Here is a 12,088-nt window from a genome sequence, read left to right on the forward strand (position 1 = left end):
TTGCGGTTAACGTCGCACGACGGGTTCGGGAGGAGGCCGCTGGGAAAAGGACCAGCCCACAGGCTGGCACCTCGCCCGGCGGTCCACCTCACACTGGAGGCCTCCGCGTGAACCGTCGCCGCTTCCCCATGCAGCCCACCGACCCCCGCATCCGGGGCTACACCGAGGACCAGGTCCGCATCCTCCTCGCCGAACTCCAGGAGCGCGGCCGCGCGTTCGGCCTGATCTTCCCCTCCGCCACCACGGACACGACCATGGACGGCCGCGTCCTGGTCGCCTTCAACACGGCGCCGGCCTCGACGCTGATGAACCTCCTCACCCTCCTCTTCGACGCCGACCGCGAGCGCTCGTGCGGTTCCTGATCGCCGCCGCCTTCCTCTCCTTCCTCGCCCTGGCGTTCGCCACCGTCGCCCTGGGCGTCGTCACCACGCTCAAGCTTGCAAGGCCCGACCAAGAGGAGACCTGACGTGCCCGACCCCGTCCTCGACCCGGCCGCCGACCCCGACGTCCTCAACGCCCTCGCCGCCACCCACTACGCCGTGGCCGCGGCCTTCAACGCGCTCTTCGGCGTCGCCGTCGCCCCGCCCGTCCCCGACGACTTCGACTGGCCCAAGCTCGAGAACTTCGTCCACGACCTCGGCTTCGCCGCCGACGACTCCGACACCGCCCTCAACCTCTACCGGCTGCTCTTCGCCGTCCAGCGCGTCGCCTACCGCGAGGCCGCCGGCCGTAAATCGCCCTGGCAGGCGACCCGGTTGCACCCCCGGGTCGTTTACGGAGGAGCGGGGCCGCAGTAGAGGTTCGTACCGGAGCCACCTGGCAGCATGTCCCCATGGACACAGTGGACTTCGGCGACTTCGGCGACTTCGGCGACTTCGGCGACTTCGTCGTTCGGCGCGGCACCGACGCGGACGCGGATGGGCTGACCGGTATCGACTCGGTCGCCCTCGAAGGCGACGAGGAGCGGGCGGCGGGCATCCGGCGGTGGTGCCGGCAGGCCCCGGGCCCGGTGCTCGTGGCCGAAGACGCGTCCGGGCTCCTCGGCTACTGCGTCACCGAGTACACGTTCTTCGAGCAGGGCTTCGTCACGATGCTGATGGTCTCGCCCGCCGCGCGCGGCAGGGGCGTCGGCCGCCGGCTGCTGGACGCCGCGGCGGCCTCCTGCGAGACCCCGAAGCTGTTCACCTCGACCAACGTCTCCAACCAGCCGATGCGACGGCTCCTGCACCGGGCCGGGTGGCAGCCGGTCGGCCTCGTCCAGGGCCTCGACGAGGGTGATCCGGAACTGTTCCACCTGTACCGGCCGCAGGCGTCCCGGCCGGGTCCTCCCTCGCGGACAGCGGCCGAGGCCGAGTCCGAGGCGGCGGCCCGCCTCGACAGCGCCTGGGAGTGGTGGAGCGCCGCCATCGAGGACGCCCAGGAGGGCCACTGGATCCGTACCCCCGTCGAGCGCCGGGTGATGGACGACCTCGCCGCCGCGACCGTCGGACTCGGGTACCTGGACCCGTCCGTCGAACTCCCCCTGCGCAACCGCCTCTGCCACATCGCCACCTGGGCGGGCGCGGTGCGGCTCGCCGCCCGGGCCGGTGGGTGGGAGCTCGCCCCCGTCACCGGAGCGGCCCCGCCCCGCCCGGCGGGGATGGCCGAACTGCTCTCCGCCGTCCACGCGGTGGGGGAGCAGGGCGCGGCCTGGCTGCGGCGGCTCCCCGCCGACGGGCCGCCACCGCCCCGGGCGCTCGCCGGGTGCGAGACCTTCCTGTTCGGCCCGGGCTCGGCGGAGGACCTCCGCCAGTTCTTCTACGACTGAGCGCCCGGAGCACCCCGGAGCCACCCGGCACGGCCGCACCCGTGCACCGGCGCAGTGGACCCGGGTCCGGCTCCTGGACCGCTGGGACATCATGGGCCGAGCCGCGGCATCGGCGTTCCTCGGCGTGCACTCGGGCCACCCGGGCTTCGGCATGATGGCCCTGGACGGCAGCGTGTACGTCGGCGCCTCGACGGGCGAGACCGGCATCGACGTGCTCGCGGTGCGCGACCCGGACCGCTCGGAGAACGTCCTGCGACACCTGGAGTGGATCGCGGGTCACGACGGTCGCTCCTCCAACCGCGAGGAACGAGAGCGTGCCGCCGCCTGGCTCGCCGCCCGTTCGCGAGGCCTTCCGGTCCGCTGACTGCGAGGCCGTGCGGGCGCGTGGACACCCCTGTGGTCATTGGAACTTCCACAGCTGGCTCGCGAGGTCGTCGGTGCAGGTGGTCATGGTGATGGGCTTGCCCCGCGCGCCGGCGGTCATGCAGTTGGTGCCGTCACGCATGGTGTACCCGCCCGAGGCGGCGGGCTGTACGGTCCACCGGTACGCGAAGTCGAGGCCGTTGCCGAGGGTCACCGCGTTGTTGAAGGGGGCGCCCCTGATCAGGCGGTAGCCTGCGGAGTTGCAGGCGTGGTACTCGTTCCAGTTGTCGTAGCTGACGACCCAGCCGTACTGCGTGGCGCCGCCCAGGACGACCGGGTTGCTCGCGTTCAGGTTGTCGTTGGCCAGCCCGATCGGCAGGCCGGACTGGACGCCGATGATGCGCGTCCAGTTGGTTCCGCCGCACTCCGCCGGGCGGGCCGGGGACTCCGGCGGCGGGGTGCTGCCGCCGCCGGGGGGTGCGGTGGTCCCGCCGGGGGAGGTCTGTGCCGGAGGCTGGGTGGCGGGGTTGGGCGCTGGGGGCTGCGGGGCGGGGTTGTTGGTCGCTGACTGGCGGGGCTGGGTGCCCCCGGTCTGTCCGGCGGTCGTGCCGCCGCTGTTGGCGCCTCCGTTGTTCGCGCCTCCGCCGTTGCCGCCGTTGCCCGCGTTGCCGCCGGAGGAGGCCGGCGGCACGGGCCGTTGCTGCTGCGGCGTCTGCTGGTCGGGGGTGGTCCCCGGCGGCTGGTCGCCCGCCGGGGTGGCGGCCGGGGTCTCGACGGGGGCAGCGGTGTCCGGGACACCGGTGCCCCCGGGCGGCGGGGCGGTCACGGCGGTGGTCGACCGGCTTCCGGGCGCGGCGTCGGCGCTGAACGGGTTGCGGTCGACCAGCAGGGCGCCCGCCGTGCCCAACGAGACGACGACCGGGATGATCACCGGCACCAGCAGGCGGCGCCGCCGCGAGCGGCGGCTCTGCTCGGCCGTCTGCTGAGGGTCCGCCTGGACGACCGGGGACACCTTCACGACCAGTTCGGCCGTGGGGACCGGCTCGTTCCGCGGAGCGGGGCCCGCACCGCCCGTCCTCGGGGCGCTCTTCCACAGCCTGACCGGCCGCTGTGCGGCGTCCCCGGCCGGCAGTCCGACCGCCGCTCGTGCCGCTGCCGCCATCTCGGCGGCGCTCTCGTACCGGTCCTCCGGCGCCTTGGACAGCGCCTTGGCGACCAGCGCCCGGACGGCCGGCGGGAAGGTGTCCGGCAGCTCCGGCGCCGGCTCGTTGACGTGCTTGTACGCGACCTGCATGGCGCGGCCGCCCTCGAACGGCAGCTTCCCGACCAGCAGTTCGTAACAGACGACCCCCATCGAGTAGAGGTCGGCGGCGGGTGTGACGGGGTTGTCGGGAGAAGGGTCGACCTGTTCGGGGGAGGCGTAGGAGGCGGTGCCGATGAATCCGTTCGACGTGGTGAGTTTGGAGTCGGCGATCGCCAGGGCGAGGCCGAAGTCGGCGACGAGCACGGCGCCGTCCTCGCGCACCAGCAGGTTGGACGGTTTGACGTCGCGGTGGACGATGGCGGACTGGTGGACGGCCTGGAGGGCGTCCAGTGCGGTGGCCACCATGGCCAGGGCCCGCTCGGGCGGCATCGGCCCTTCGTCCTTCTGCACCGCGCTGAGCGGCCGGCCCTCGACCAGGTCCATCACGATGTAGGCGTAGCGCGGGCCGGTGCCGGCGCCCTTCGGGCCGTCGGTGCCGTCCGTACTGTCGGTGCCCTCCGCACCGCTCTCCCCGTAGTCGTGGACGCCCACGACGCCCGGGTGGCCGATTCCGGTGACGGCCTTCGCCTCCCGGCGGAAACGCTCGGTGGCGGTCGGATCCTCCAGCAGGCCCGGGTTGAGCACCTTGACGGCGATGTCCTGTTCCGTGACGGCGTCCCGGGCGCGCCAGACCGTCCCCATCCCGCCGCGGCCGAGCTGCTCCAGCAGCCGGTACCGGTGGTTGAGGACGGTGTCCTTGTCGATCATGCCCCTACCCCCTGGTGTGTCATGACCCCGCCCCCGGAAGGGCGTCGGTGCACAGTGTGTGCCAGGCGACGAGGTGGCCTCAATGGTCTTTTTACACACGGGGGTTGAATGTTTCGGAACTGTCGCGCGGGGCGGCTCCGGCCGGGCAGGGAGCCGGATCCCGCAAGGACACCCCGGGGTGCCTGGCTCGTGGCGGAGCAGCGCCGCGGGGCCCCGGCCGGAGGAAAACCGCGGGACAGCCCGGGCCGGTCTCCGGTACGAAGACCCGGTGAGACTGCGAACGAGGATCCACCGGGTGCGGCTCGGCCGGGACGAGTACCGGGTGGTCACCCCGGCCCGGCCGCCCACCGGGGCCTTCCTCCACGCCGGCCCGAGCAGCACGTACATGCACCTGCACCTCGACCGGCAGGGCGCCGAGGACCTGGCCACCGCCTGGGCCCTGGCGGCCCGCTCCCGGCGCTCCCTGGTGCACCTGCCGCTGCGGGCCAACACCGGTCCGGCCGGGCTGGGTCACGTCCCGTCCGAGGACCGGCTGGATCTCCTGCTGGTCCACCACAGCCTGGGCTTCCCCGCGTCGCGCTGGAAGGAGGTCCGGGCGCGGCTCGGCGCCGGGACGCCGCACACCGTCGACCTGCCGGTGACGGACTTCCCGTCCGACGAGGAGATCGACTACGAACGCCACCGCTTCGCCGGCTGGCGGGACCGGCTCCGCTTCTCCGGGGCCGCCCACACGCTGGTGGTCACCGGCAGTCCCACGGCCTTCCGCTGGTCGGGCTCCCAGCTCCACGAGTTCACCCGCGAGGCGCCCGGGTGGCGCTTCGGGTGGCGGCCCGACGAGCACTACTGCATCGAGCTCGACCACGAGGGCTGGGGCTCCGGGCGGGCGGCCAAGGGCGTTCCGGCGAGCCTGCACATCGTCTACGCCCACCGCTGGCAAGCCGGGTGAGCAGGAAGTCGGCCCGGCCGACTTCCTGCTCCGCCCCGCCTCACTCCTTGGGCGCGAGCGGGGTCAGCGGCAGGGCGACCCGGCTCTCCCAGGCCTGCTCCAGTGCACGGGTGAACGTTTCCGCGGGCTGGGCGCCCGAGACGCCGAGGCGCCGGTCCAGGACGAAGAACGGCACGCCCGTCGCACCCATGGCGCTCGCCGTGGTCTCGTCCTCGCGCACCGCCTCCGCGTAGGCCTCCGGGTCGGCCAGGACGGCCGCGGCCGCCTCGCCGTCCAGCCCGGCCTCGACCGCCAGCTCGACCAGCCGGCCCTCCTCGAAGGCCGACCGCTCCTCGGCGAAGTTCGCCCGGTACAGCGCGTCCAGCAGCTGCCCCTGCCGGCCGTGCTCCTCGGCGAAGTGCAGCAGCCGGTGCATGTCGAAGGAGTTCGCCGCGTCGCGCCCCTCGCGCAGGTACGGCAGGCCCTCGGCGTGCGCGTTCTCGGCGATCCGGGCCTCCGCCGCCTCGGCCTGCTCCAGGCTCATCCCGTACTTGGCGGCGAGCAGCGGCACGACCGGACGGGCCTCGTGCGGCGCCCGCGGGTCCAGCTCGAAGGAGCGGTGGACGACCTCCACCTCCTCGCGGTGCGGGAACGCCGCCAGTGCCTGCTCGAACCGGGCCTTGCCGATGTAGCACCAGGGGCAGTTGATGTCGGTCCAGATCTCCACGCGCACGGCGCCGCACTCCTTCCAGCCTCGCGCGGACCTCCCGCGCCTGCTCCTGCCGGAACGCCTCCGTCCACCTGAATATTTCTCTCACTGAACTATTCGGGCCGGCCGGTCGGCGGCCTCCTGTCTCAGTCCCGGCCCCAGGCCTCGCGCTGGGCGGACACCGTGGGGATGACGGCGACGGCCTCGGCGTAGTGGCCGTGCCTGGTCAGGATCTGGGCGATCGCCCGGTGGGCCTCGCGCTCGGTGGACGACCGGAGCAGGTCGAGGGCCTCGTCCGGCCGGCCGTCCAGATCCAGCAGCCAGGCCAGCGTGGTGTCCCACTGGCCGGGCTCCCGCTCGCTCAGGGCCCGCGCCTCCGCGATGCCCTCGGCGTAGCGCCCGGCCTTCGCGAGCAGGCGCAGCCGGGTGTAGCCCAGGACGTCGGCATGCGCCTCGACGTACGCGGCGCCGAGGCCGTCCACGAGCTCCAGCGCCCGCTCCGGGCTGCCCGCCCTGATCAGCAGGTCGATCGCCTTGTGGAGGAGGCTCCCTTCGGCGTCCTCGTACGTGGGCCGTCCGACGTCGACGACCTCGTCGAGGCGCCCCTGGCGGGCCAGGAAGGCCATGAGGCGTCGGCGAGTGTACTCGGCGTCTGTTGCCAGGGCCTCGTGCAGGACGGCTTCGGCCTCCCGGAGCTCGCCCTGCTCCTCCAGCGCCTTCGCGTACTGGTTCAGGGCGAGCCCCGCGTGCTCGCCGGTGGCCAGCTCGCGCAGCTGCTCGAACCGGCCCTGGTCGGCGAGGAGTTCCGCGTACCGCCAGGCGATACCCGGGACGGCGGGCAGGACCGGGCCCAGCCGCCGGATCGCCTCGTCCGCCCGGCCCATGCGCTCCAGGACCCGGCTGTACTTCACCAGCACCTCCGACGGCTGGTGCCGGCACTCGCGCCGACCCCCGGCCGCGGAGCACCGGCAGTCCGCCGCGCCGCCCAGGGTCCGTTCGGCGCACGGGGCGAGCAGCTCCAGGACGCGGGCGTCACGGTTCTCCCCCCTGGTCAGATCGACCAGGGACTCCAGGATCCAGGGCTCCCCGAGGTGGGGCGCGAGTACCTCGATGGCCTCGTCCACCCGCCCGGCCTCCACCAGCGCCCCGGCGAACCAGCGGCAGTCGAACGCCGACTCCAGGCCGGCCGCGTCCGGACGCACCAGCGCCAGCCCCTCCTCGATCCGGCCCTGCCGGACCAGGATCGTGGCGGACTCCCGTACGGCGAACGGCCAGCCGACCGCGACGAACGGCTCCAGGACCGTCAGGGCCCGTTCGAACTCCCCCGCCTCGCACAGCTCACCGACCGCCACCTCGGCGCAGAACCACTCACCGCGGTCCCGTGCGGTCTCGATCAGCAGCTCCAACTGCCCCTGTCGGGCCAGGTATTCCGCCATGGCGGGCTCTATCCCGCCGTCGAACTGCCGCTGCCACGCGAGATCGTCAAGATTCACCGGGCCAGGCTAGGCGACGGGGCGACGTCCTGCCCGGAGATAATCGACGGATGCCCGAAACCTTCGTTGACCTGGGATTCGTCACCGCGCCCTCCGGGGTGGTGGTGCTCGGCATGGCCACCTGGATCGACTACTGGCGGGAGCTGGGGGATCCGTTGCCGGTGCGGGTCGCGGCGGCGGCGAAGACGGGAGGCGGTCACCTGCGGGACGAGGAGTGCGAGGCGGTCGCCGTCCCGGCCGCCGCCGACCGGCCGCTGGCGGTGCGGGCCACCACCGAGCCCTCGGCCTTCGACGAGGAGCCGACGATCGCGACGCTGGAGATCGCCCTCGGCCTGCCCTGGCCGGAGGGTGCGGAGGGCCCGGTGCTGCTCGGGGACCTGCCGGTCGACCGGAGCGGCATGGTGGTCGGCGACGCCGTCGGGCTGGACGCGTGGACGAGCCTGGACGACGAACCGGCCGACGGGCTCGCCGACCTCTCCTACTGGGGCCGGTACGAGGCCGATGCCCATGCGCGGTTCGGCGGCGAACGGATGCCCGCGCTCTACGGCGACGGGGGGCCGTACGGGTGGCTCGACCTCCCGGTGGCGGAGGCGGTCGCGCTGGAGGCCGAGATCAGCACCTGGCGGGGCGGCCTGCCCGGCAGGGGAGTGGCCACCTCGGTGGAGAAGCACGTCGACTACTTCACCTTCCGGCGGGCCGGCCTGCACCACCCGCTGCACGTGGGCGCGATCGAGGTCGGCGGCTGCCAGGTGCTCGGGATCGACTGGTGCCAGGGCGACCACGCGGTCCGGCACCACGGCGGGCGGGACTGGGGCCAGGCCTTCCCGGTCACCCTCGAAGCCGACGGGGCGGGCGGGACGGTCCTGCGCTGGACCATCCCGCCCTACGGCGAGGACGAGGACGAGGACGAGGACGAGGGAGACGCCTGAGGGGGGAGGCCCGCTGTGTCCGGCTACGGGGCCGGGACCCAGCCCGGGACGGTGGGCAGCACCGTCTCGGCGAGCCGGGTCAGGGTCGCCTCGTCGGGCGTCAGGCCGTCGTCGCGGAAGACGACGACCTCGAAGGCCCGTCCGCCGGGCGCCGCCGGGTCCTGGGCGACGACGATGTTCCGCGTGGCGGGGCCGAGCTTCCCGCCGGGGATGACCGATGTCGCGTTGGACCAGTAGGTCGCGGCGGGGTGGCCGAGGACGGTGGCCGGCCAGGTGTAGACCCGCCGCATGTCGCGCGTGTCCTCGAGCGAGGTGCTGCTGTCCAGCAGGCTCACGACGGTGTGGGTGAGCCGCACCTCCGCCATGACGTCCGTGCCGAAGGTGATCGGCGCCGGTTGCGCGACGGTGACGCGGTCCTCGGGCGTGCCCAGCAGGGCCGGGAGGTCGGGGCGGTTGAGCGCCGCGCAGAGCGCCGGGTAGCCCGGCTTGTCGGTGGGGCGGGGCGCGGCGCACTCGGCCGGCTTTCCGGGGCCGCCCGGCTCGTGCCCCGGCTTCGGGAGGTGGAGGAACCCCAGCCCCCACAGGCCGCCCAGGAGGGCGACGGCCAGGGCCGCCGCGGCCGCCGTCCGGAGGCCCGGTCGGCCGCCGCGCTTCCGGGCGCCGGTGCCGGTGCCGTCGGCGGTGCCGGTCGTCGCGTCGCCGTCGGTCGTTCCGGCGATGTCGGCGATGTCGGCGATGTCGGCTGTGTTTGCGGCGTCGGTGGTGTCGGCCGCGTCGGACGCCATTCCTGGATCCCCCTGTTCGAGTGGCCCGCCCCGGGCACCCGAGGACCCCATGAGCCGGGCCGATGGTAGCGCCGGCCGTGGTGCCGGGCGGATCAGGCCCGGGCCGACCGGTTCTCCGCCGTCGGGTCCCAGAGCCCGGCGGCCTCGCCGCGCTCCAGGTGGTCGGCGTAGACGGCGGTCTTCCAGGCGATCAGCGAGCGGCACTCCTCCAGCCCCCGGATCCGCTCGTCGACCCGTTGCCGGTGGGCGTCGAGCAGCCGCAGCCGTTCGGCCTCGTTGCCCGGGCCCTGCCGGACCAGTTCGGCGAAGCGGCGCAGGTCGGCGAGCGGCATGCCGGACTCGCGGAGCCTGACGCAGATCTCCAGCCACCGCACGTCCAGCACGGCGTACCGCCGCCGCCCGCCCGCCGTGCGCCGCACCGGGCCGACCAGCAGCCCCTCGCGCTCGTAGAAGCGCAGGGCGTGCACGCTGAGCCCGGTGCGTTCGGCCACCTCGCCGATGCTGAGTTCCGTCATGTCGTCAGAGCATAGGAAGAACACCGGGGCGGGACTTGATCTAGACCGCGCTCCACTTCCTACGGTCAGCGCCATGACCACCACTCAGCTCCAGCGCCGGCAGCAGCCGATCGGCTCGCCCTTCTCCGCCGCCACCACCGCCGAGGAGGTCCTGGCGGGCCTCGACCTCTCCGGCCGCACCGCCGTCGTCACCGGCGGCTACTCCGGCCTCGGCCTGGAGACCAGCCGGGCGCTGGCCGCCGCCGGGGCCGAGGTGATCGTCCCGGCCCGCCGCCCGGACGCCGCCCGCGCCGCGCTCGCGGGGACCGGGAGCCGGATCGTCCCGATGGACCTCGCCGACCCGGCGAGCGTCCACGCCGCCGCCGGGCTGGTCCGCGAGGCCACGGACCGCCTTGACCTGCTGTTCGCCGTGGCCGGGGTCATGGCAACCCCCGAGCGGCGCGTCGGGCCGGGCTGGGAGGGGCAGTTCGCCGCCAACCACCTCGGGCACTTCCTGCTCGCCTGCGAGCTGTACCCGCTGCTGGCCGCCGCCCCGGACGGCGCCCGCGTCGTCGTCAACAGCTCGGCCGGGCACTTCCTGACGGACATCCGGCGGCACGACCCGCACTTCCGCACCGGCTACGACAAGTGGCTGGCGTACGGCCAGTCCAAGACCGCCAACGCCCTGTTCGCGGTGCACCTCGACGCGCTCGGACGGGCGGACGGCGTCCGGGCGTTCGCGCTCCACCCCGGGAAGATCATCACCGGGCTCCAGCGGGAGATGACCCGGCAGGAGCAGGTCGAGCGCGGCTGGGTGGACGAGCGGGGCACCGTGATCGGCGCGGACTTCAAGTCCCCTTCCCAGGGCGCCGCCACCGGCCTGTGGGCGGCCACCTCGCCGCTGCTCGACGGCCTGGGCGGGCTCTACCTGGAGGACTGCGAGGTCGCGCGCCCCGCCGGTCCGGGCACCCCGATGGACGACGGCGGCGTCCGCCCGTACGCCGTCGACCCGGACGGGGCGGCCCGCCTCTGGGAGCTCTCGCTGGCCGCGACCGGCGCCACCCCGGTGCCCCGCTGAGCCGCCGAACACGGAGCGGGAAGTCGGCCCGGCCGACTTCCCGCTCCGCGACGGCCCGGAGGCGTCAGGCGGTCAGCTCGGGGCTCCACGTGACGCCCACGTTCCCGGCGCCCCAGTTGACGATGAGCTGGGTCTGGTAGACGTGGCCCGGGGTGGGGTTGGGGACCTGCGTGCCGACGTAGTGGGACCAGCCGAGCCCGCAGCCCGCCATCGTGTCCCACCGGTAGCCGGTGCTCCGGTCGTACAGGACCAGGTCGACCGTGCAGTTGGAGTTCGCGAAGTTGGTGTACGCGTCGGCGACCAGGGTGCTCCCGTTGACGCTGACGCACGCCTGCTGGGTGCTGCCGTTGCAGCCGCCGCCCGACGCCGCGAACGCGTTGCCCGCGCCGCCGACGGTGAACGTACCGGCCAGTGCGGCGGTTGCCAGGGCCAGTGTCGACGCCCGTGCGATCCGCTTCGTGATCATTTTCAGCTCCTCGGAGGGGGCCGGCCCCGGTGGCCGGCAGGTGATCACGGTCGGGGTGGGGCGTGGACAAGCGGTCGACGGGCGGTCGACGTTCGATGAACGGGCTGATCGGCCGCACCGGGACCCCGTGCACCGGGCGGCCGAGGCGCCCGTCAGCAGGAGAGGTTGCCGCCGCCCACGTCGGTGCCCAGGACGCCGACGAACTGCTTGAAGAGGTTGATCCGGTCGTTGCGCTGGTCCGGGTTCTTGCCGTCGCACTCCAGCGCGCCGTTGATGGTGCGGATGGTCTCGCCGAAGCCCTTGTTGTTGACGATGGCGTCGTGCGCCGTCATCCGCCCGGCGCCGTTCTGGGTGTTCCAGAACCAGAGCGCGGTCTTCCAGGACGTCGCCGGGTTCTTCTCGACCTGGTACGGGTCGTGCAGCAGGTCGATGCCCAGGGCGTCGCCGGCCGCCTTGTAGTTGAAGTTCCAGCTCAGCTGGAGCGGCCCGCGCCCGTAGTACGCGGACTTCCCGGCCGGACAGCCGTACGACTGCGAAGTGTCGCAGTAGTGCGGGTAGTTGGCGGTGTTCTGCTCGACGATGTACTTCAGCCCGCCGGTCTCGTGGCTGACGTTGGCCAGGATGGCCGCCGCCTCGCGCTTGCGGGTCGCGGTGTCGCCGGTGGTGGTGAACTTCGGGTAGGCGCCCAGGGCGTCGGTCAGGCCCTTGTACGTGTAGAAGGCGTTCCGGTTCGGGAACATCTTGTTGAACTGGGCCTCGCTCACCACGAAGGAGCCGGCGGCCGAGGCCGGGGCGGTCTGGCCGGCGACGGCGAGGGTGCTCAGCACGGCGGCGGAGGCCGCCAGCGACAGGGTGCGGGAAAGCTTCATCGGTTTCCTCGTTCCTCGGGTTTCCTTGGCGGGGGCGGCACTTCGCTCGCGAGGACTCGCGACGGCTCGGGACGGTTCGCGGGGACGCGCAGATTCGCGCAAAAGGTCACAAAGATCCGCGAAGAGTCGCGAAGGGTCTCGACAGCTCGCGAAGGTTCG

Annotated in this window: 14 protein-coding genes; 7 read left to right on the top strand and 7 right to left on the bottom strand. The window is 73.6% G+C overall.

The window, feature by feature from the left end; translation table 11 throughout:
* Window positions 1–107 precede the first annotated feature (107 nt).
* The 4 genes from ACWDCZ_RS29990 to ACWDCZ_RS30005 all read left to right on the top strand — a co-directional run bounded on the left by ACWDCZ_RS29990 (window position 108) and on the right by ACWDCZ_RS30005 (window position 2,171).
* The gene (locus ACWDCZ_RS29990; RefSeq protein WP_049653135.1) at window positions 108–362 is read left to right on the top strand and encodes a hypothetical protein; all 255 of its coding nucleotides are present in this window, start codon (window positions 108–110) and stop codon (window positions 360–362) included.
* 105 nt (window positions 363–467) lie between these two features.
* Window positions 468–797, top strand: coding sequence for a hypothetical protein (locus ACWDCZ_RS29995; RefSeq protein WP_449817464.1), 330 nt, complete (start codon window positions 468–470; stop codon window positions 795–797).
* Between the two features lie 35 nt (window positions 798–832).
* On the top strand, window positions 833–1,807 hold the full coding sequence (locus ACWDCZ_RS30000) for an N-acetyltransferase family protein (protein WP_449817465.1): 975 nt from the start codon (window positions 833–835) through the stop codon (window positions 1,805–1,807).
* A 91-nt stretch (window positions 1,808–1,898) separates the two neighbouring features.
* Window positions 1,899–2,171 carry a hypothetical protein gene (locus tag ACWDCZ_RS30005; protein WP_449817466.1) on the top strand — a complete coding sequence of 91 codons (273 nt, stop codon included), beginning with the start codon at window positions 1,899–1,901 and terminating at the stop codon, window positions 2,169–2,171.
* A 36-nt stretch (window positions 2,172–2,207) separates the two neighbouring features.
* Here the strand turns inward: ACWDCZ_RS30005 and ACWDCZ_RS30010 are convergent, their stop codons facing one another.
* Window positions 2,208–4,181, bottom strand: coding sequence for a serine/threonine protein kinase (locus ACWDCZ_RS30010; RefSeq protein WP_449817467.1), 1,974 nt, complete (start codon window positions 4,179–4,181; stop codon window positions 2,208–2,210).
* 268 nt (window positions 4,182–4,449) lie between these two features.
* Here ACWDCZ_RS30010 and ACWDCZ_RS30015 point away from each other — a divergent pair, with 268 nt between their 5' ends.
* Complete coding sequence (locus ACWDCZ_RS30015) at window positions 4,450–5,127, top strand: hypothetical protein (protein ID WP_449817468.1); 678 nt, start codon at window positions 4,450–4,452, stop codon at window positions 5,125–5,127.
* Between the two features lie 40 nt (window positions 5,128–5,167).
* Here ACWDCZ_RS30015 and ACWDCZ_RS30020 read toward each other — a convergent pair whose 3' ends face one another.
* On the bottom strand, window positions 5,168–5,839 hold the full coding sequence (locus ACWDCZ_RS30020; protein ID WP_049653142.1) for a DsbA family oxidoreductase: 672 nt from the start codon (window positions 5,837–5,839) through the stop codon (window positions 5,168–5,170).
* Window positions 5,840–5,961: 122 nt separating this feature from the next.
* Complete coding sequence (locus tag ACWDCZ_RS30025; protein WP_449817469.1) at window positions 5,962–7,308, bottom strand: tetratricopeptide repeat protein; 1,347 nt, start codon at window positions 7,306–7,308, stop codon at window positions 5,962–5,964.
* Between the two features lie 50 nt (window positions 7,309–7,358).
* On the opposite strand from ACWDCZ_RS30025, the gene ACWDCZ_RS30030 reads away from it, so the two are divergent.
* Window positions 7,359–8,237, top strand: a complete 879-nt coding sequence (locus ACWDCZ_RS30030) for a hypothetical protein (protein WP_449817470.1) — start codon at window positions 7,359–7,361, stop codon at window positions 8,235–8,237.
* A gap of 23 nt (window positions 8,238–8,260) precedes the next feature.
* On the opposite strand, the gene ACWDCZ_RS30035 is transcribed toward ACWDCZ_RS30030, so the two are convergent.
* Both ACWDCZ_RS30035 and ACWDCZ_RS30040 read right to left on the bottom strand, forming a co-directional pair.
* Window positions 8,261–9,022 carry a DUF6215 domain-containing protein gene (locus ACWDCZ_RS30035; RefSeq protein WP_449817471.1) on the bottom strand — a complete coding sequence of 254 codons (762 nt, stop codon included), beginning with the start codon at window positions 9,020–9,022 and terminating at the stop codon, window positions 8,261–8,263.
* Window positions 9,023–9,114: 92 nt separating this feature from the next.
* The gene (locus ACWDCZ_RS30040) at window positions 9,115–9,537 is read right to left on the bottom strand and encodes a MerR family transcriptional regulator (protein WP_449817472.1); all 423 of its coding nucleotides are present in this window, start codon (window positions 9,535–9,537) and stop codon (window positions 9,115–9,117) included.
* 73 nt (window positions 9,538–9,610) lie between these two features.
* Between ACWDCZ_RS30040 and ACWDCZ_RS30045 the strand changes: the two genes are divergently transcribed.
* Complete coding sequence (locus ACWDCZ_RS30045; RefSeq protein ID WP_449817473.1) at window positions 9,611–10,594, top strand: oxidoreductase; 984 nt, start codon at window positions 9,611–9,613, stop codon at window positions 10,592–10,594.
* Between the two features lie 64 nt (window positions 10,595–10,658).
* Here ACWDCZ_RS30045 and ACWDCZ_RS30050 read toward each other — a convergent pair whose 3' ends face one another.
* Both ACWDCZ_RS30050 and ACWDCZ_RS30055 read right to left on the bottom strand, forming a co-directional pair.
* A complete protein-coding gene (locus ACWDCZ_RS30050) occupies window positions 10,659–11,060 on the bottom strand; it encodes a hypothetical protein (RefSeq protein ID WP_049658920.1) in 402 nt (133 codons plus the stop codon).
* 152 nt (window positions 11,061–11,212) lie between these two features.
* Window positions 11,213–11,929, bottom strand: coding sequence for a chitinase (locus tag ACWDCZ_RS30055; protein WP_449817474.1), 717 nt, complete (start codon window positions 11,927–11,929; stop codon window positions 11,213–11,215).
* Between the last annotated feature and the right edge of the window lie 159 nt (window positions 11,930–12,088).

It is taken from the genome of Kitasatospora sp. NPDC001225 (genome assembly GCF_053597855.1).